The following is a 20,494-nucleotide window of genomic DNA, read 5'->3' as shown; positions in this document are numbered from 1 at the left end:
GTAACGAAGATGTAAAATAAAAATTGATATGTAAACAAAAATCAATGATCGTGTCAAAATCGGGTGCATCCTGATAACCGGGTGATAATCTGACTAATTGTCTTTTGGGTTCATTCGTTAACAATATGACGGCGGAGTATTCGGTTAATGTGAATATTGATACAAGATTACATTTTGAATGCTTTTGCAATTGCACACCGCAAATTATTGTGGTATGATCAATTAAAATTCAAAACAAGAAATCTTTATTCCATTTAAAAATGCGCAATTATATTAATAATTCAGAAAGAAAGGGTAATAAAATGAAAATTGAAGTAAAACAAGAAGGCGAATTATTTGTAGTAGAATTGGAAGGTCGAATGGACACCAACACCTCTCCCGAGTTTCAAAAAGAGATGGAAGCCTACTACAGCAAAGAAGGATTTCAAATGATCCTGGATTTTGATCAGCTGGATTTTGTCAGTAGTGCCGGGTTAAGAGTATTGCTGTTGATCCAAAAGAAGTCAAAGGCACTAAATGGTAGTCTGGTGATTAAAAATGTTAAACCGGAAATTCAGGAAGTATTTGATATGACCGGTTTTTCAGATATACTAACCATCGAATAAGGGTGAAAAAATGACAGTCGATAAAATTTCGGAAGGAATTCCGAATGACAGCTTTGACACGTGTCAGGGTGAGCATATTCCTGAGTATTTAAAGGGAATGTCCAATGAACACTTAATTAAAAGTTTTTATATGATGGAAAAAACTCCTGAGGTTACACAATTGCGTGTGCTTCAGGATATTTTAAAATCTGCCCAAAATACTGAGTTTGGAAAAAAAATGGGTTTTTCGGAGATTAAAACAATCGATGATTTCAGAAACAGGGTACCATTTTCGGACTATGCTCAGGTCGAAGGTGAAATCGAACGGCTTAAAGCAGGGGCACACGATGTTTTTTTTAACGGCGCAGCTGCCAGTTTTATTGCCACCAGTGGTTCCACCGGTGTTCCCAAGCTTTTGCCTGAAAGCAAAAACGGTGAACTGGTCAAGGGCCTGGTTTCACAGATTCGGGCCATCATATTGTTAATGCTGGCTCCGGAAGTGATGGTTCCGGGAAAAAAGGTGCTGGCCATTGCCAACCCTTCGGAATATGGAAAAACTGAAGGCGGCATTCCGATTGGCTCAGCTTCTGGTCAGGCGGCCAAGGATATGCCGGTTGAGATGTTAAAAAAAATGGTGTTGCCGCCAGAAATGATGCTGGCGAAAGACCTGAGCAACGAGGCGACGGATTATCTAACGATTCGCTATGCTTTAGCAGAAAAGCATTTGGTTGGGGTCGTCTGCAGTAATATTGCTCACTTTAACATCTTGCTTAAAAAAATGAATGCCACTGCCGCTGACTTATTGGAAGATATCAGCACAGGTCAGATCTCTGAAAAAATCAGCATTGACCAGGCGCTGCGGGAAAAACTGGTTGCACATTTACAGCCAAACCCGGAGCGGGCGGAGGAGTTAAGAACGATTCTTGCGCAAAAAAAGACCCTTGATGTGGCGGAAATCTGGCCGGAATTTTCAGTCGTCTCCTGTTGGATGTCGTCCAGTGCAGCAAAAATTGTTGCCGATGTGAAAAAAATTTTACCCCCGACTGTCAAGTTTTTGGAGTGGGGCTATGGTGCCAGCGAAGGCAAGTTCAACATCCCTGACCGGCCTCAGGATGCGGCCGGATTACTGGCGCTTTTTGGTTATTTTTTTGAATTCTTGCCAGTGGGGTCAACAGATGGGAAAACGCGGTTGGCCCATGAATTGACTGAAGGTGATTATTACGAACTGATTATCACCTCTTATTCCGGGCTGTACCGTTACAACATGAAAGATATTGTCTGCGTCACGGAGATCAATGATCAGATCCCAAGGATTGTTTTTGTCTGTAAGGAGTCCGAATATCTGGCCATTGAAAACCAGAAAATGAGGATTTATGAAATCGAAAGAACCCTCCAGACGGTTGCTGCGAAGCAAAATGAAGAAATTCGTTTTTATCAGATTTTTTGGGATCAGGACAATAAAAAACTGGTCTTTATTCTGGAGCCTTATTCGAATACGCTTAACAGTGAGGTGTTCAAACAGGTATTGGAAAACCATTTGTTTGAGATGAATTTTTGTTATAAACAGTTAAGAGAAGCGTACCAACTGTTGGCAGCGGAGGTGATCCTTGTCAAAGATGGTTATCGGGACTCTTTGTTTACCCGATCGATTATGCCGGGTAAGAATGTCAATCAGACCAAGCTTCCGACTTTTGTAAAAAAATACCCAGAAAGTGACTGGATCACTTGCTGGGCAAAGGAAGGCGAAAAATGATAAAATTAATACCTAAACTGGTCTATTCTCTTAATATCAAAAAGGGCTATAAAAAAATCGAGAATTTTGATCATTTAACCCAAAATGCCCCCGAAATTAATAAACAGCTGATGCTTGATATGCTCAAAAAAAATGCCGATACTGAGTATGGCAAACGCTACCACTTTGATCAGATAAATACCATCGAAGACTATAAAAAAATGGTACCATTTTCCATTTACGATGATTATGCCCCCTATATCGAGCGGATGATTGCTGGCGAAACGGATCTGCTGACCACCGATAAGATCGTACACTATGCCCTGACCTCAGGCAGTGTAGATAATCCCAAGAAGATTCCGGTTTCGGAGCAAACCGTTGATCTGTACCGGGAATATGCCACCCAGTTCAGCTTTGCCATCATTGCCCGGGCTCTGGGGAAAAAGTGGCAACGGGGTCGTGGTCTGAATTTGATGGAAGTCAAATTTGAAACCCTGCCCAATGGTTTATTTGCCGGATCCATTTCGGGCCGGGGGGTTTACAGCATAAAAGATCTGCTGTTTCTGATGTTTACCTCGCCCAAAGAAATTGTCTTTCCCCGGGAAATTATGGATACCAAATATGCCCATCTCCGCTTTGCCCTGGAAGAACGGTCGTTATCGTATATTGCTTCAGCTTTTATGACAGCGGTATCGGATTTAATGAAATATCTGGAAATAAAATGGGAACTACTTGTTGATGATATTGAAAAAGGCACGATTCATCCCGATATAAAGATTCCGGATGATATTAAAGCCGAACTGCAAAAGCAGATTAAGCCCAACCCCAAACGGGCGGCTGAACTGCGAAGTGAATTTGAAAAAGGCTTTGAGACCCCAATTATTCCCCGCATCTGGCCGGAGCTGGCCTTTGTGCATGCCATCGGCAGTGGCGGATTTTCAGTCTATACCGATAAAATGCGTCATTATCTGGGAGATATTCCTATTTATTTTAGCGTCTATGCGGCCTCTGAGTCGATCATGGCGATCTGCAACGAAATGGAATCTCAGGAATTTGTGTTGATTCCGGACTCGGCCTTTTATGAATTTATTCCCGTCGATCAGGAAGAAGGCGAAGAAACCCTGACCATGGAGCAACTGGAAACCGGCAAGGATTATGAAATTGTTCTGACAAATACCTCGGGCTTTTATCGCTATCGGATCAAAGATGTGGTTCGGGTGGTGGGCTGGTATAAAAAATGTCCCAAGATCCAATTTGTCTACCGGCTTAACCAGATGGTCAGCATTGCCGGGGAAAAGACGACCGAAGAATGCATTTCCTGGGCGGTTAAAGAATTTGCCAAAGCCACCGACTGTGAACTGGTGGATTATTCGGTTTATGCCGATGTGGCGGTGTCGCCGGGACGCTATGTGATCTTTATTGAAGCAGAAAAACGCTTAGCCAGGGAAAAGTACCAGGAATATCGCCAAATTATGGAAGAGAAGCTGGGCACGGCCAACCCTTCGATTGGTTCCAAGGTAAAAAGTGGGGTCTTAAGTCCTTCAGAGATTTCCTTTGTTCAGGAAGAAACCTATGCCCTCTATCGTGATCTGATGATCATGCGGGGGATCTCCGGGAATCAGTTAAAACCGGTTCGGGTGATTGATACCCTGGTCAAAGAGAACTTCTTCTTTGCTTTAGTGGATAAGGAGTAGCCGATGGTCAGTTTATTGATTCGGTATTTAAAAGATTATCGACTCCAGATGATTCTGGTTTTTGTATTTGTCCTCAGCCAGGCGGCGGCCCAATTGTATTTACCCACGATGATGGGGGATATTATCGAAAATGGTGTGGCCCAGGGGGATGTTGCCTATATTTTAAAAAGCGGCGCGATGATGCTGGCGGTTTCGCTGGTAGCGGCGGTTTGTATGGTGGCATCCAGCTACTACTCGGCCTATGTCACCGCTTCCTTTACCAGTCGGATCCGAGCCGATGTTTTTGACAAGGTCAAGAGTTTTTCTCAGACGGATTTTAATCGCTTTGGGGCTGCCACCCTACTAACCCGTTCGACCACTGATGCCACCCAGATGCAGATTGTGGTCATCAACGGTTTACGATCATTACTGCTGGTTCCGATCACCGGGGTTGGCGCTCTGGTGATGGCTTTTCGGGAGAATGTCACCCTGACCCTACTGCTTCTGGGATCGTTTTTGATTACGACAATCATCATCGGTTTGACCACCGCCCGCAGCATGCCCTTATTTAAGCTGATGCAGCAAAAAGTTGATCGGCTGAATCTGCTGATGAAAGAAAAACTGACCGGGGTTCGGGCAATCCGGGCCTTTAACCGTCAGGATTATGAAACGCAGAAGTTTGGCCAGGCGAATCAGGAAGGGATGACTGCTGCCGTCAAAGCCAACTATGCTGTGGCTTTTTTTGCGCCGTTGATGCAGCTGATGATGAACCTGACGATGGTAATTATTCTGTGGCTGGGAGCGCAGGAAGTACAGCAGCAAATTGTCAGTCTCGGCGGATTGATGGTCTTTATTCAATATGTCTTAATGTTTATGTCGGCTTTGGGTCTGGTGTCGGCTTTACTGATGGCCTATCCTCAGGCAGCTGTTTCAGCCGCCCGGGTTAAAGAAGTGCTGGACTTTGATTTCTCAATTCAGGATCGGGAAGATCCGGTTGCACTAAAAAACGCCACCGGACGGATTGAATTTAAAGACGTCAGTTTTGGTTATAGCGGTGCCGAGATCAATGTCCTGGAGCGTTTGAATTTTGTCGCCGAGCCGGGAAAAATTACTGCGATTGTCGGAGCCACCGGTTCCGGGAAGACCACCCTGGTCAATCTGATTATGCGACTTTATGAGGTCAGCGCCGGGGCGATTGTAATTGATGGCGTTGACATTCGGGATTGCAGCCAGCATGATTTAAGAAGTGTCATTGCCTATGCGCCGCAGGAATCGGTGTTATTTAGCGGCACGGTGCAAGAAAACATCCGGGTTGGCAAGGCTGATGCCAGTGAGGCGGAGGTCACTGAAGCTTTATCAATTGCCCAGGCGCTTGACTTTGTTAATGAACGGGAAGGTGGCCTTAACAGCACGATTTCCCAGGGCGGCAAAGATCTTTCGGGCGGCCAGCGGCAGCGGCTTTCGATTGCCCGGGCAGCTGTCAAAAAAGCCCCAATCACAATTTTTGACGACTGTTTTTCGGCTCTGGATTTTAAAACTGATTCGCTGGTTCGAAAAGCCATTGGAGAAAAATTTGGGGATAAAACGGTGCTAATCGTCGCTCAACGGATCAGTACTATTAAACATGCCGATCGCATTCTGGTGCTTGACAATGGTGCCATTGTTGGTCAGGGAAAACATGAGGAACTACTCCAAGACTGCCGGGTTTATCAGGAAATTCTGAAATCCCAATCCTATAGCGATGGGAAGGAGGAATCACTGTGAAAACAAAAAAAAGAAAATACAGCTTTGGCGCCCTTGGCAAGCGTCTGAGTCATTATTTAAAGGATAAGCGACATGTCATCTTTTTTGTGGCCGTTGCTTTGATTGCCAGCACCATTTTTGCCATTTTTGCTCCGGTGGTGACTAAAGATGTGACCGATAGCATTGCCGACAGCATTACTAAGAATACCGATATTGATTTTTCCTATATCGGTCAACAATTACTGATTCTGGCAGCGCTTTACATCTTAAGTGCCGGGTTTGCCTATTATGCCACCATGCGCACCACCTATCTGTCACAACTGGCGATTAAACGCCTGCGATCAGATATTCAGGAAAAACTCAATAAACTGACGCTAAATGTGTTGGATCAGAGTGAGCGGGGGGATCTTCTTTCCCGGGTTACCAACGATGCCACGACATTATCCGGGGCACTGGAGAGCAATCTGACCCAGATTCTGGTTCAGGCGACCAGCATTATCGGGATTATTGTGATGATGCTGATACTCAATGTCCAGCTGAGTCTGATCTTTTTTGTGGCAATTCCGCTTTCTTATTTTGTGATGAAATTGATCACTAAAAAAACCCAAGTGTTGTTTCGACGGCAGCAAAAAGAATTGGGGGCCTTAAACGGACTGATCGAAGAGGTCTATGATGGTCATTTAATTGTCAAATCGTTTAACCATGAGGCAAAATCATCAGAAAAATTTGATGCGATCAATCAGCGCTTCTTTAAATCCTATCTGAGTTCCCGGTTTTACTCGGGCCTTAGCTCACCGCTGATGAAACTGATTAACAACCTGGCCTATATCGGTATCTGTGTGGTCGGAGGGATTTTTGTTATTACTGGTACCATGACCATTGGGACGATTCAGGCCTTCCTGATTTATGCCAATAATATTGCCAGCCCCACGGCCCTGATTTCCAATAACCTGAACTTTATTCAGGCCGGGGCGGCAGCAGCGGAACGGATTTTTGAGTTTCTTGATCAGGAAGAGGAGCAGCCGGATCTGGGCACAGAGGTACTCGATGTGACCACGGCAACAGGCCGGATTGAGTTTAACCATGTCGAATTTGGCTATATTCCCGAACGAACCCTGTTTCATGATGTGTCGTTGACCGCCGAGCCGGGTGAAATCCTGGCCGTGGTCGGTCCCAGCGGGGCTGGAAAGACGACCTTGGTCAATCTGTTAATGCGTTTTTATGAAATTAATCAGGGCAGCATCTTACTGGAAGGAAAAAACGTCAAAAATCTGACCCGACCTAATTTAAGGTCCGCTTTTGGGATGGTCCTCCAGGATACCTGGCTGTTTGATGGAACCATCGAAGAAAATATTGCTTATGGCAAAAGCGGGGCAACCCGGGACGATGTGATCGCAGCAGCAAAAAAAGCCCAGTGCGATGAATTTATCAGAAAATTGCCCTTGGGCTATGAGACCCGGATCGGTGGCGATTTTACCACCTTGTCTGAAGGGGAATGCCAGCTTCTAGCCATTGCCCGGACAATTATTGCCGATCCCAAGGTGCTGATACTGGATGAGGCGACCTCGTCGGTGGATACCCGAACCGAAATCCTGATCACCCAGGCCATGGAAGCGATGATGAAGGGACGAACCACCTTTATTATTGCCCACCGACTCTTTACCATTAAAAATGCCGATAAGATTATTTTTATGAAAGAAGGCGATATTAAGGAGGTCGGCAGCCATGCCGAGTTGATGAAGCTGGGTGGTTTATACGCTCATTTGTATTTAAGTGCATCAGATAATTAAAAGCTCAGATAAATAAATAGGTAATTGCGAAAGTACTGTGAGCTCTGTGCACAGTTTCGCACGAAACAATTTCTACACTGTACGGCGGACAGTTCGATGAACTGTTCGCCTACACGTTACAAAATTGTTTGTGGAAACTGTACACTGAGCAACCATCATTCGATGTTTTATAATTTAGCAAATACCTAAGACAAAAAAATCAAGGAGGTAAAAATGAAAGGTTGGTTATTAAGAAATCCCGGTAAATTGGAAGATCCTTCAATTGTGAAAATTATGAAGGTGGTGGAAGAACTCCATGTCGATCTGACGGTGGTTGATCCGCTTACGATCCATGTGGTTTGTGACCATGACTTTGATGGAAAACTCTATGTCGGGGACGAAATCATGGAGGTGCCGGATTATGTGGTAGCAGCCTTCTTTACGGAAAAAAACTATCATACCGCAGCAGCATTGCGAATGCTGGAATCACTGGGGGTACTGTGCATCAATTCGTATGACGCCATCAAAAATGTCGACGACAAGCTACTGACCTTTCAGTTGGTGGCTGAGTCGATTGAAGCGGTCTGCTTCCCCAAAACCTTATTGGTCACGGAGTATACGGAAGCATCTTTTGTCAGCAAACTGTTTGACTATCCAGTGGTGATGAAGGTGATGCATGGCAGTAAGGGCAAAGGGGTGGTGCTGGTTAACAATGAAAAAGAGCTGGATAACCTGATCAGTATGAGTACCGCCAGTGAAATTGGTGATCAGATTATTATTCAGGAGTGTATCAAGGCCTCCTCGGGTCGGGATCTTAGAATGATTCTGGCCAACGGAAAGTTTGTCAAATCATTTATCCGCCAGAATGAAAAGAGCTTTCGATCAAATCTGGCCAAGGGCGGTCATATCGTCGAATATACCCCGCCGGCCGCAGTGATTGAGGCCGCCGAGAAGGTGGCCCAGCTGCTTAAAATCAATATGGGCAGTGTCGATTTTCTGTTTGGTGAAAATGATACCTTCTATTTATGCGAAGCCAATGCGATGCCGGGAGTGGCCTTTGATATCAAAGTGATGTTTGCAGATCTAATGAATCAGGTTAAAAACCGACCGGAACCACTCTGGAAAAAACGTCTGCGGGAAGGTGGCAAAACATGTTAGGCTGGTTATTAGTTAATCACGAAACCCTGGCCGAACCGTCGATCCAGACAATTATTGCACTGATTGACAAGATGGGTGTCAATATTCGTACGGTTGACGTCAGTGAGGTTCAGGTAATGTGCGAACCGGGGGAGAGCCAGCATTGTTTTATTGGGGGTGAAGCAGTGGATATTCCGGACTTTTCCTTGTCAGCTTTCTTTGGAGGCAATAATTACCACAGCAAGGCGGTGGTTAAAATGCTGGAATCCCTGGATGTACTGTGTGTCAATAGCTCCGAAAGCCTGAACAACACCGCTGACAAGTTATTGACCTTTCAAAAGCTGGGGGCCGCCAATCAGGGCTTTTTATTCCCCAAAACGGTGCTGATGACCCCCAAAACATCACCTGCTTTTATTGCCAGCGAACTGGGACTGCCCTGTGTGGTCAAGGTGATGCATGGCAGTAAGGGTAAAGGGGTGGTACTGATTAAAACCGAAAAAGAACTGGAGAATATTCTGGATCTTTACGCCGCCATGAATTTTGATGATCACATCCTGATTCAGGAGTGTATCGCCGCTTCAAAGGGTCGGGATATGCGGATTATGCTAAGTGGTGGAAAATTCTCCACAGCTTACATTCGGGATAATGGCGACAATTTTAAATCCAATCTGTCCCAGGGCGGTGATCTGCAGTTTATTACGCCACCGCCTGCCGTGGTGGAAATTGCCGAGCAAGCGGCCGCAGTGCTGGATATCTACTTTGGCAGCATTGATTTTCTGTTTGGCGAAAATGACACCTATTACATTTGTGAAGCCAACTCGATGACCGGGCTGACCTATTCCAAGGATGCCCTTAGCAACAGCCAGAGTAATCCGCTGTTGCTGACCCTGAAGAATATTATGGCGGAAGCCCAGAAGCGAAAAATGAAATAGAATCATTGATGAACAGTCGATATCTTGCGGGATAGTCGGCTGTTTTTTCTTAAAAAAATTGCTGGAGGATAGAAAAAATGATCCATACCTTTGAACCAGTTTATAATAAGAACTCAAAAAGTTTGATCCTGGGAAGCTTCCCGTCGGTAAAATCACGGGAACACGGTTTTTATTACCAGCATCCCCAAAACCGGTTCTGGAAAGTGATCAGCGCCCTGGTTGGCTGGCCAATCCCGGGCACAATTGAAGAACAAAAAAGGATGTTGCTGGAAAATCAGATTGCAGTCTGGGATGTGATCTATTCCTGTGATATTGATGGCTCAAGCGATAGCTCAATCAGAAATGTGATGCCAAATGATATCCGGGCATTATTGGATCAGTCCGCCATCAAAACGATTTATGCCAACGGCAGCAAGGCTTATGAATTGTATAACCGGTATTGTTATCGGGAAACCGACGAAAAGATCATCAAGTTGCCTTCTACCAGCCCTGCCAATGCCAGTTATTCCCTGGAAAAACTGGTAGCGTGTTGGGGTAAAGAGATAAACTTGTAGTGTTGGTTTGGTGGGAATTTATTCTTGATACAGTTTGATCTGGTTACGACCGTTTTCTTTAGCCTGATATAGAGCTTGATCAGCCTTCAAGATAAAATCTTCTAGAACAGTGGTTTCATTGCTGTGGTTTTCCCGACGGGTTTCAGTGACAACATAACCGATGCTTACAGTAACAACCCCAAAGGGAGAGGCTTCATGCCTGATTTGCAGGTCTTGAATTGATTGGCGGATCGCTTCGACCAGCGGTGTTATGCACTCAAGATCAGCCAGTATAATGATGGTAACAAATTCTTCACCGCCATAACGGGTGGTCAACCCCTCGAATGGATAGTGCGACAGACACTGGGCGACCTGTATCAGGCATTGATCTCCCTGTAGATGGCCATAGGTGTCATTATAGTTTTTAAAATAATCAATATCGACCATCAGCAGGGCAAACGAGGTGTGGGGATGATCTGAATAGTAACTTTCCAGCTTCCGGCGGTTGGGAATTCGGGTCAGACCATCCAGGTCGATGAGATATTCCAGTTCTTTTTTCTGATCCAGGATGGTCTGAGTACTGGCGAGCTGTGTCAGTTTTGAAGTTAGGATTGTCTGGGCAATGACAACGGCAAAAGCAGTGCTGGCAATCACATTGACAAAGTTTCCCTGAACTAACAGGATGGAACCGGGGGTAAACAAAATGGATAGTACCAGAACCAGGAAGCTGGGTGAAATGATACAAATCATTTCCAGCAAGGAGAGGTATAAAAAGCTGCCAATCAGTAAAACGTTAATCAGATAGAGAAAGGTGGAGCCTTGCTCGACTGATAAAACAGCGGTGATTAAACTGGCAAAGAGCAAACAGAGTCCAGTGGCACCATAAAAAAAGATAAACTGTCTTTTCTTTACAGCCTCAGGAGAATGTGGGCTTCCAACGCCGATGATATAAACGAAACTGGCCAGAATCCAGCTGATTCGCAAAGTCGCTTCGATGGTGGTTAACCCGCTAAAACCACGGTCTAAATAATAGAGCACTAACAATAATAAATTGATGGATGAACCGATTATCCCAATAATTTTTAAGCGCTTGACATTATCACACATCAAGGTTTTCCTTAATCGTGTGGATTGTGTTTTTTCATAAGCAGCATAAGGATTGAGTGTCTGAATTACCGAATGCAGTGTTTTCATAGGGCTCCTTTATTTCAATGACAATTTTTAAGCTTATTTTAACAGATATCATCGATGAAGAGAAAAGAAATCTCTGTGAGGAGAGATTATTTTAAGTTTTGGAAGGGCAAAATTCTAATGGTATGGTGATACGAGTGTTCAATTTCATCTTCCACCCGCAGGCATAAAAAAAGAGAACCATAAACGGCTCTCTTGTGCAATTCTTATTGGTGGAGATGAGGGGACTCGAACCCCTGGCCTTCTGACTGCCAGTCAGACGCGCTCCCAGCTGCGCCACACCCCCAAAACTTTATAACTTTTGGACACTTGTATAGTATACTGGAGTTGACACCGAAATGCAAGTGTTTTTTAAAAGAATATGATAAAATCTCACTTATATTTTATCTGTGGATAAAGTTGGTGGAAAAGTACTGGTTATAAGATGTTAGTCGAAGTAAAATTAAGTTTTTGATTACAACCGATAAAATTCGGAGTGGTTGAAATGGCTGGGGTCAAGAAAATATCTGGTTTACCTAAAACAACAATAAATAATAAAATACGAAGCAAGATAATGCTGATACAAAGCAAAATATTCTAAAATAGTAAAAAAAATGCCAAAAATTTCCTGTATGTGTTATAATATTACTCAGTGGAAATCGATGTAAAATGAAAATTATGGGATTATTGTCTAAAGGGGTTGTTTTATGAGAGTCTTACTTAAGATTACTGACATTATTGACGTAGAGGTGCTACAAAGAATTCAGGATTCTTTTTCAGATGCCACCGGACTCGCCGCTGTAACAGTTGATTACAAGGGTAATCCGATTACGGAATACAGTAATTTTTCAGAATACTGTACCTGTGTCAGAAAAGAAAGTAGTAACCGGGAGTGCTGTTTTCAGTCGGATGCCCATGGCGGTATTGAATCGGCACGATCGGGAAAACCATCGATTTACATTTGTCATGGTGGACTGGTAGATCTTGCCGTACCCATCATGGTAAAGGGAAATTATCTGGGTGCAATTATGGCCGGCCAGGTAAAAATTGATGAAGAAGAAATGAAGCGTCTGCCTTTTGGTACCAGCCATGAATTAACTGATTTTTCAAAAAACCCTGAAATTTTAGATTTGTATGACAAAACCTTAAAAACGACATTAACTCAGGTAAGAGCAGCGGCAGATCTGCTGTACACCATTGCCAATTATTTGGTTGAGAAACAGATGATTCACATTATCCAGGAGGAATTGCATAATAAAAACCTGGAATTAATGGAAGAGGTTAAATTACGCAGTGAGGTTGAAGCTTCCCTAAAAGAAGCCGATTTAAAAGCCTTACAGGCACAAATTAATCCGCATTTTCTGTTTAATGTTTTAAATACCATTGGTCGTCTGGCCCTGCTGGAAGGTGCAGATAAAACTCAGGAAATGATTTATGCGTTTTCCGATATGATGCGATACACTCTAAAAAAGGAAAAAAATAATGTCGTCACGCTTAAAGAAGAGATGGAGCATGTGCAAAACTATCTGTCAATTCAGAAAATGCGTCTGGGTAATCGTCTGAATTACTTAGTGAAAGTGGATGAAATGGCGGAAGATATCTTATGTCCGTTTATGACTGTTCAACCATTTGTAGAAAATGCCATTATTCATGCGATTGAACCCAATGCCAAGGGTGGCGAAGTTCGAATAACAGCGGATATCCTTAAAGAAATCGCCATTTTAAAGATTGTGGATGATGGTAAAGGGATTCCGGATGATCGCATCCATAAAATTTTGGACGGAACCTATGAAGCGGATGGACGGGAAAAGAACACCGGAATCGGGATTAATAATGCAAATAAACGGCTGATGTATTACTATGGCGTTGATTATGGGGTTGAAATAAAAAGTGAACTGGAAAAGGGCACTGAAATCACTATTAAGATACCTCGTAAATCTCTAACGGGGAGGGGATTATAATCATGTATAAACTGTTTATTGTTGAGGACGAGCATTTAGAAATTGAAGCGATTAAACTCATTCTTAGTCAACACGGCGAAAATATTGAAGTTATTGGCGAAGCATCTTCAGGATTGGTGGCAATTGAAGAAATCCGTCGTTTAAATCCGGATATTATCCTGTTGGATATTAACATTCCGGAAATTAATGGTATTGATGTATTAAAAACGATAAAAAAGGAAGACCATGAAAAGAAGGTCATTTTGATAACGGCATTTAATGAATTTGATTTTGCGCATCAGGCCATCAAGGCTCGGGTCGATGATTTTCTCTTAAAGCCGATCCGCCCCCAACAACTGATGGATTCCATTAATCAGAGCATTGCTTCATTAAAGAATAACGCTAAAGAACGCTTTGATGAAAAAATGAATGAAGTTATTTTTGCTATTATCCAGAAAAAATACAGTGATGCCAGAACAGCTCTGATCAGTTATCTGGATATGATTTATGATTACCATACCTATGATATTATGTCGGTACAGGCAGAAATCAAACATTTTATGGAGGAACTTAATATTGTGACCCAGGATATGTGCGGTTACGAGCTGAATAGTCCTCTTTGTTCAAGCAATAATATGCAATTTGTCAATGGGTATAAAAATCGTTATGATCTGAAAATCGAAATCATGAAAACTATTGACAAGGTTTTTGATCGGATGCTGGATAATAAAGAAACTCGTAAGAACAATATCGAAGATATTCTTAACTATATTGACCGGAACTGTTACAAGGATATTTCCCTTGATCAGGTTGGGGAGTATGCCAATATGAGTTCCTACTATTTAAGTAAGATCTTTAAAAAGGAAACTGGGGTTAATTTTGTAACCTATTTAACAGAACGTAAAATTGAAATCGCAAAGGATATGCTGGCAAATACCGATGTTCCAATTATCAATATTGCACTGGATCTTTCCTACCATGAACCGAATTATTTTAGCAAGGTATTTAAAAAGAGCACCGGGATGACTCCCACCGAGTATCGCAAAGAGCGACGTGGAACGGCGCTTGAGGAGGATGAACAGTTAGGGAATAACCATCCAAAAGATGAAAAATTCGCCGAAAAACATCGGGAAGTATCCTGATAAAAAAAGCGACAGAATAAGTAAAAAATATCGAACAGGAAAACCTGATGGTGAACCTGTTCTTTTTATGTCCAAAAAAAAGAAAGGATTACATTAAAGTGCAGGTGTTAGACAAAATATTCCACTGCATTTTTATGAACAGATACAAAAAACAGCGATAATAAAAGGTTCTCAAGACGCTTCACAGAAATCTAGAATATTTTTATAAGAACAGCGCAAGTAATTATCATCGACTTTGCATTAGAATATAGGTAGTTCAGTAACAAAATCTTGTAATTAAGGAGGATAGAGCTTATGACAAACGAAGCTTTAGGCATGATTGAAACCAAAGGTCTGGTGGCAGTAATTGAAGCTGCTGATGCAATGGTTAAATCAGCTAACGTATCATTAGTAGGCTACGAAAAAATCGGTTCTGGGTTAGTAACTGTTATGGTTCGTGGTGATGTTGGAGCTGTTAAAGCTGCAGTTGATGCAGGTGCTGCAGCAGCTGACAAAGTTGGACAAGTTGTTTCAGTACACGTAATCCCAAGACCACACGGTGATGTGGAGAAAATTTTACCAAGTCTATAATATTTTATAATTACGGAGGTGTAAATTAATGAAAGATGATTTAATGAACAAATTGATGGAAGAAGTTATGAAGAAAATGAGCGAAGTTGAAGAAACAGGCACAGTTGCCGCTGCAACTGGTGTTTGCGGATTAACTGAGTTTGTTGGTACTGCAGTAGGAAACACAATTGGTTTTGTTATTGCAAACGTGGACAGAACTTTACATGAAGCAATGAAAATTGATCCTAAATACAGATCAATTGGTATTCTTTCCGCCAGAACAGGTGCTGGCCCACAAGTTTTTGCTGCTGATGAAGCTGTAAAAGCGACTAATTGTGAAGTTGTTTCTTGTGAATTTGCAAGAGATACTGAAGGTGGCGCAGGTCATGGTTCTTTAATTATCTTTGGTGCTGAAGACGTATCTGATGCAAAACGTGCTGTTGAAGTTGCTCTTAACGACTTAAACAGAACCTTCGGAGATGTATATGCAAATGCTGCCGGACATCTGGAATTCCAGTATACAGCCCGCGCAAGCTTTGCTTGTAATATGGTATTAGGTGCTCCAATCGGAAAAGCTTTCGCAATTATTGTTGGTGCTCCAGCTGGTATCGGCGTATTAATGTCAGATGCTGCTTTAAAAGCTGCTAACGTAGAACTTTGTGGTTATGCTTCACCAGATAATGGTGGCACCAAATATTCGAATGAATCAATGATCTTCATTTCTGGAGACGCTGGTGCAGTTCGTCAAGCCGTATACGCTGCTAGAGAAGTTGGTAAACAAGCTTTAGAAGCTCTTGGCGGTCCTTGCCCACCTGTAACAACTCCTTATATTTAAGTAGCTGTTGTTAGTTTTCTAAGAAAGAAGGAGGAATAATGACTATGAAGTCAAAAAGATTTGAAGCTTTAGCAGCTCGTCCAGTCAAAAAGGATGGTTTCGTTAAAGAATGGCCAGAAGTCGGTCTAATTGCAATGAACAGCCCTCAAGATCCAACACCAAGTCTGGTTGTTGAAAATGGGGTAGTTGTTGAACTGGATGGAAAAAAACGAGCTGATTTTGATATGCTTGATACATTCATCGCTAACTATGCAATTCGTTTAGAAAAAGCCCAGGAATATATGGCAATGGATTCTTTAAAAATTGCCAATATGCTTGTTGATATTAATGTACCAAGAGACGTTGTTGTTGATATTACAACATCAATCACTCCTGCTAAAATAACAGAAGTACTTGGTCACATGACCGTATTAGAAATGATGATGGCTCAAAGTAAAATGCGAGCTCGTTTAATGCCTTCTAACCAATGTCATGTTACTAACGTAAAAGATAACATGGTTCAAATCGCTGCTGATGCTGCAGAAGCTGCTATCCGTGGATTTGATGAAATGGAAACAACAGTAGGTATCGCCCGTTACGCACCATTTAATGCTCTTGCCATCATGGTTGGTGCAAATGTTGGTCGTCCTGGTATCTTAACACAATGTGCCGTTGAAGAAGCTACCGAACTTGACCTTGGTATGAAAGGTTACACCGCTTACGCTGAAACTATTTCTGTATATGGTACAGAACCAGTTTTCATGGATGGTGATGATACTCCATACTCTAAAGCTTTCTTAGCATCAAGCTACGCTTCCCGTGGTTTAAAAATGCGTTTTACATCTGGTTCCGGATCAGAAGTACAAATGGGTTATGCAGAAGGCAAATCAATGCTTTATCTTGAAGCGCGATGCTTATACATCACTAAGGGTGCCGGCGTACAAGGAAGCCAGAATGGTTCAGTTTCTTGTATCGGTGTTCCAGCTGGTGTACCAGGCGGTATCCGAGAAGTATTGGCTGAAAACTTATTAGCAGCATGCCTTGACTTAGAGTGTGCTTCTTCTAATGACCAGACCTTTACTCACTCTGACTTACGACGAGTTGCTCGTTCATTAATGCAAATGGTGCCAGGAACTGATTACATCTGTTCTGGTTACTCTGCTACACCTAACTATGATAATATGTTTGCAGGCTCTAACTGGGATGCAGATGATTATGATGATTGGAATGTCATCCAACGTGACTTAAAAATCGATGCCGGTTTACAACCTGCTGATGAAGATACAGTTGTTGCTGCTCGTGCTAAAGGCGCTCGCGCAATGCAGATCCTATTCAGAGAATTAGGTTTGACAGAAATCACTGATGCTGAAGTTGAAGCTGCAACTTATGCTCGTGGATCTCAAGACATGCCGGACCGTGATGTTGTAGCTGACTTAAAAGCTGTTGAAGATTTAATGAATCGCGGTGCAACTGCGGTTGACTTCATTAAAGCTCTAGACCGAGGTGGCATGAGAGATGTCGCTGAATCGATCTTTAACATCCAGTTACAGAAATGTGCTGGTGACTACTTACACACTGCTTCTAAATTAAGCTCTACATGGGAATGTATTTCAGCAGTTAACTATCCAAATACCTATCATGGAGTAAAAACTGGTTATGTAATCAGTGATGAAAGATGGGCACAAATCCAAAATATTCCATGGGCTGTTGACCCAGCAAGCATATAGGAAGGGGTGTAAAAAAATGGCTATAAACGAACAAATGTTAAAAAGCATTATTGAAGATGTTTTAAAAGAAATGACTGGCGCTGCGCCAGCTTCTGCACCAGCTTCTGCACCAGCTGTTACTGCTGCCGGCGCTGTTAAACTTTCTCCAATCGGAGAAGCAAAACAAGGAATGGCAAGTGATGAAGTTCTGATCGGGTTAGCACCTGCTTTTGCAGAATCTCAAACAGTAACAATCACCGGTATCCCACACGATAAAGTTCTTAAAGAAATCATCGCTGGTATCGAAGAAGAAGGTTTAAAAGCCCGCGTTATTAAAGTTTACCGAAGCTCTGACGTTGCTGTGTGCGGTCATACTGCAGCTAAACTTTCTGGATCTGGAATCGGTATTGGCTTGCAGTCAAAAGGTACCTGCCTCATTCACCAAAAAGATTTACCACAGTTAAGTAACTTAGAATTATTCTCACAAGCTCCATTGATCGACTTAGATACTTTCAGAGCAATTGGGAAAAATGCTGCTAAATATGCCAAAGGCGAAAGCCCAGCACCCGTTCCAGTAAGAAACGACCAAATGGCTCGTCCAGCTTACCAGGCGAAAGCAGCCTTATTACATATTAAAGAAACAGAACATGTTGAAGCCGGTAAAAAAGCCGTCGAACAACAAGTTTCGTTTGTATAAGTGGAGGTGACCAGAATGACACAAGAACAAATGTTGGAACAGATCGTTAAACAAGTTATGAGTTCTATGAGTACCGCTGCAGCTCCAGCTCCAGCAGCTTGCGGAACCGTTTCGAAAGCTGATTATCCAATCGGAGATAAAAGACCAGAACTGATCTTCTCTGCTACCGGAAAAGCTTACAAAGAATTAACCTTAGATAAATTATTGGCTGGCCAATTAACAGCAGAAGATTTACGTATCAGACCAGAAACGCTTGAACTGCAAGCTCAAGTTGCTGAATCTGTAAACCGTGATGCATTTGCCAGAAACTTAAGAAGAGCTGCTGAACTGATCGCTGTTCCAGATGCCCGTTTATTAGAAATCTACAATGCCCTTCGTCCATATAAATCAACCAAAGACGAATTATTGGCGATTGCTTCTGAACTTAAAAACCAGTATAATGCTCCAATTTCTGCTTCTTTAGTAGCAGAAGCTGCTGAAGTATACTACAACCGAAAAAGATCAAAAGAATTCTTATAGAATTAGCAGAATAGGAAGTGTTGGGAGGACTAACATATGATTATTGCAGGAATAGATATTGGAAACGCCAGCACGGAAACCGCACTGGCCCGATATGTCGACGGAAAGCCTGAATTTCTTTGTAGCGGTATCGTCGATACCACCGGGATGAAGGGAACACGTCAAAATATTCATGGAGTTTTCGCCTCTCTCAAACAAGCCCTTGAAAAAGCTGGTTTAACCGTAGAAAATGTTGATTTAATCCGGATCAATGAAGCTGCTCCCGTTATTGGGGATGTAGCAATGGAAACAATTACGGAAACAATTATTACGGAATCAACCATGATCGGTCACAATCCCTCTACACCAGGGGGATTGGGGATCGGTGTGGGAGTGACCGTAGACATAAGAGAAGTTAGTAATTGTGATAAGGGCGAGTCAGTGATCGTTGTTATCCCAAGAGAAGTGGATTTTGAAGATTCCTCTCGGATTATTAACCATGCTGTTAATAACGGCATATTTATTAATGGTGCCATTGTCCAACGTGATGATGGCGTTTTAATTAATAACCGACTTGTCAAAAAAATTCCGATTGTTGATGAAGTTTCGCTGATTGATAAGGTGCCGAGAAACATGCGAGCTGCCATAGAGGTCGCCGCAGCAGGTTCGGTAGTCGAACAACTATCTAACCCATACGGAATTGCAACCGTATTTGATTTAACGTCCGATGAGACCAAGCAGGTTGTGCCTGTTTCACGTGCGCTTATCGGGAATCGTTCAGCTGTTGTTATCAAAACGCCGGCAGGGGATGTCAAAGAAAGAAAAATCCCGGCTGGTCAAATTATTATTCAGGGTACGAACAAAAAGGCCCAGGTTAATGTCGATGACGGCGCTGAAAAAATCATGGATGCAATACGTTCCGTAGCTCCTGTAGAAGATATTAGAGGGGAAGCTGGCACGAATGCTGGTGGAATGCTTGAAAAGGTCAGACAGGTCATGTCGCACCTGACAGATCAACTACCAAGTGCAATTAAGATTCAGGATTTATTAGCCGTTGATACATTTGTGCCGCAAACGGTCAAAGGCGGGGTGGCGGAAGAGTTTTCGATGGAAAATGCCGTCGGTATTGCCGCCATGGTTAAGGCAGATAAATTACAGATGAACATGATTGCCCATGAATTGGAAGCTGAACTGGGTGTAAAAGTTGAAGTGGGCGGAGTTGAAGCCGATATGGCCATCCGTGGTGCACTTACCACACCAGGTAGCAATAAACCTTTAGCAATTATCGATATGGGTGCTGGATCGACGGATGCAGCAATTATTAACAGGGCAGGTGAAATCAAATCCATTCATTTAGCAGGTGCCGGTAACATGGTCACGCTGCTAATCGCTTCGGAATTAGGATATGACAACATGGCGCTGGCAGAAGATATTAAAAAGTATCCCCTGGCTAAGGTTGAAAGTTTATTCCATATTCGTCATGAAGATGGAACTGTTCAATTTTTTGATAAGCCATTGGATCCCAGAACCTTTGCCCGGGTGGTTATTTTAACACCCAATGGAATGGTGCCAATGCCGGGGAATTACTCCTTGGAGCGAATCCGAGCTGTCCGACGCGAAGCAAAGACAAAAGTATTTGTTGTAAATGCCATTCGTTCATTAGAACGAGTGAGTCCGACTGGAAATGTTCGGGATATTGAATTTGTTACTCTGGTTGGTGGATCGGCTCTCGATTTTGAGATTCCCCAATTAGTAACAGATGCCTTATCCAAGTATAGTATTGTTTCCGGACGGGCGAATATCAGAGGGGTTGAGGGTCCGCGTAACGCAGTCGCCACCGGTTTGGTACTTGCTTACGAAGAAGGTGAATAAGAT

At 42.9% G+C, this 20,494-nt stretch carries 17 protein-coding genes and 1 tRNA gene; 16 read left to right on the top strand and 2 right to left on the bottom strand.

The window, feature by feature from the left end; translation table 11 throughout:
• Positions 1–302: 302 nt before the first annotated feature.
• The 8 genes from BI182_RS12805 (at position 303) to BI182_RS12770 (ending at position 10,124) form a co-directional block, all read left to right on the top strand.
• On the top strand, positions 303–605 hold the full coding sequence (locus tag BI182_RS12805) for an STAS domain-containing protein (protein WP_286808418.1): 303 nt from the start codon (positions 303–305) through the stop codon (positions 603–605).
• Positions 606–615: 10 nt separating this feature from the next.
• Positions 616–2,337: a GH3 auxin-responsive promoter family protein gene (locus tag BI182_RS12800; RefSeq protein ID WP_286808416.1), complete on the top strand. Its 1,722-nt coding sequence runs from the start codon at positions 616–618 to the stop codon at positions 2,335–2,337.
• A complete protein-coding gene (locus BI182_RS12795; protein ID WP_286808414.1) occupies positions 2,334–4,010 on the top strand; it encodes a GH3 auxin-responsive promoter family protein in 1,677 nt (558 codons plus the stop codon). Before BI182_RS12800 ends, BI182_RS12795 begins: the two co-directional genes overlap by 4 nt.
• 3 nt (positions 4,011–4,013) lie before the next feature.
• Positions 4,014–5,753 carry an ABC transporter ATP-binding protein gene (locus BI182_RS12790; RefSeq protein ID WP_286808412.1) on the top strand — a complete coding sequence of 580 codons (1,740 nt, stop codon included), beginning with the start codon at positions 4,014–4,016 and terminating at the stop codon, positions 5,751–5,753.
• Positions 5,750–7,522 (top strand): ABC transporter ATP-binding protein, encoded by a 1,773-nt coding sequence (locus BI182_RS12785; RefSeq protein ID WP_286808411.1) that lies wholly within the window; start codon positions 5,750–5,752, stop codon positions 7,520–7,522. The genes BI182_RS12790 and BI182_RS12785 overlap by 4 nt, the downstream gene beginning before the upstream one ends.
• Before the next feature lie 213 nt (positions 7,523–7,735).
• Complete coding sequence (locus BI182_RS12780) at positions 7,736–8,659, top strand: ATP-grasp domain-containing protein (protein ID WP_286808409.1); 924 nt, start codon at positions 7,736–7,738, stop codon at positions 8,657–8,659.
• Complete coding sequence (locus tag BI182_RS12775; RefSeq protein WP_286808407.1) at positions 8,653–9,570, top strand: ATP-grasp domain-containing protein; 918 nt, start codon at positions 8,653–8,655, stop codon at positions 9,568–9,570. Before BI182_RS12780 ends, BI182_RS12775 begins: the two co-directional genes overlap by 7 nt.
• 77 nt (positions 9,571–9,647) lie before the next feature.
• Entirely contained in the window at positions 9,648–10,124 is a 477-nt protein-coding gene (locus BI182_RS12770; RefSeq protein ID WP_286808405.1) for a DNA-deoxyinosine glycosylase, read from the top strand.
• Positions 10,125–10,142: 18 nt separating this feature from the next.
• On the opposite strand, the gene BI182_RS12765 is transcribed toward BI182_RS12770, so the two are convergent.
• Together BI182_RS12765 and BI182_RS12760 are read right to left on the bottom strand one after the other, a co-directional pair.
• Positions 10,143–11,297, bottom strand: coding sequence for a GGDEF domain-containing protein (locus BI182_RS12765; RefSeq protein WP_286808403.1), 1,155 nt, complete (start codon positions 11,295–11,297; stop codon positions 10,143–10,145).
• A gap of 207 nt (positions 11,298–11,504) precedes the next feature.
• Positions 11,505–11,580 (bottom strand) — tRNA-Ala (locus BI182_RS12760).
• A 400-nt stretch (positions 11,581–11,980) separates the two neighbouring features.
• Between BI182_RS12760 and BI182_RS12755 the strand changes: the two genes are divergently transcribed.
• The 8 genes from BI182_RS12755 to BI182_RS12720 all read left to right on the top strand — a co-directional run bounded on the left by BI182_RS12755 (position 11,981) and on the right by BI182_RS12720 (position 20,491).
• Positions 11,981–13,234, top strand: coding sequence for a sensor histidine kinase (locus BI182_RS12755; RefSeq protein WP_070371825.1), 1,254 nt, complete (start codon positions 11,981–11,983; stop codon positions 13,232–13,234).
• A 2-nt stretch (positions 13,235–13,236) separates the two neighbouring features.
• Positions 13,237–14,355 (top strand): response regulator transcription factor, encoded by a 1,119-nt coding sequence (locus BI182_RS12750; protein WP_070371826.1) that lies wholly within the window; start codon positions 13,237–13,239, stop codon positions 14,353–14,355.
• Between the two features lie 294 nt (positions 14,356–14,649).
• Positions 14,650–14,925: an ethanolamine utilization microcompartment protein EutM gene (eutM, locus tag BI182_RS12745; protein WP_070371827.1), complete on the top strand. Its 276-nt coding sequence runs from the start codon at positions 14,650–14,652 to the stop codon at positions 14,923–14,925.
• A 28-nt stretch (positions 14,926–14,953) separates the two neighbouring features.
• Positions 14,954–15,739 (top strand): propanediol utilization microcompartment protein PduB, encoded by a 786-nt coding sequence (gene pduB, locus BI182_RS12740; RefSeq protein WP_286808398.1) that lies wholly within the window; start codon positions 14,954–14,956, stop codon positions 15,737–15,739.
• 44 nt (positions 15,740–15,783) lie between these two features.
• A complete protein-coding gene (locus BI182_RS12735) occupies positions 15,784–17,445 on the top strand; it encodes a propanediol/glycerol family dehydratase large subunit (protein ID WP_286808560.1) in 1,662 nt (553 codons plus the stop codon).
• A gap of 16 nt (positions 17,446–17,461) precedes the next feature.
• Positions 17,462–18,121 carry a propanediol/glycerol family dehydratase medium subunit gene (locus tag BI182_RS12730; RefSeq protein ID WP_286808396.1) on the top strand — a complete coding sequence of 220 codons (660 nt, stop codon included), beginning with the start codon at positions 17,462–17,464 and terminating at the stop codon, positions 18,119–18,121.
• A gap of 15 nt (positions 18,122–18,136) precedes the next feature.
• Positions 18,137–18,640, top strand: coding sequence for a diol dehydratase small subunit (locus BI182_RS12725; protein WP_286808394.1), 504 nt, complete (start codon positions 18,137–18,139; stop codon positions 18,638–18,640).
• 36 nt (positions 18,641–18,676) lie between these two features.
• The gene (locus tag BI182_RS12720) at positions 18,677–20,491 is read left to right on the top strand and encodes a diol dehydratase reactivase subunit alpha (RefSeq protein ID WP_286808392.1); all 1,815 of its coding nucleotides are present in this window, start codon (positions 18,677–18,679) and stop codon (positions 20,489–20,491) included.
• Positions 20,492–20,494 lie beyond the last annotated feature (3 nt).

Origin of the sequence: Acetobacterium sp. MES1 (assembly GCF_002237635.1) — a bacterium.
Lineage (GTDB): Bacteria > Bacillota > Clostridia > Eubacteriales > Eubacteriaceae > Acetobacterium > Acetobacterium wieringae.
This window is presented reverse-complemented; position numbering and strand designations above follow the sequence as displayed.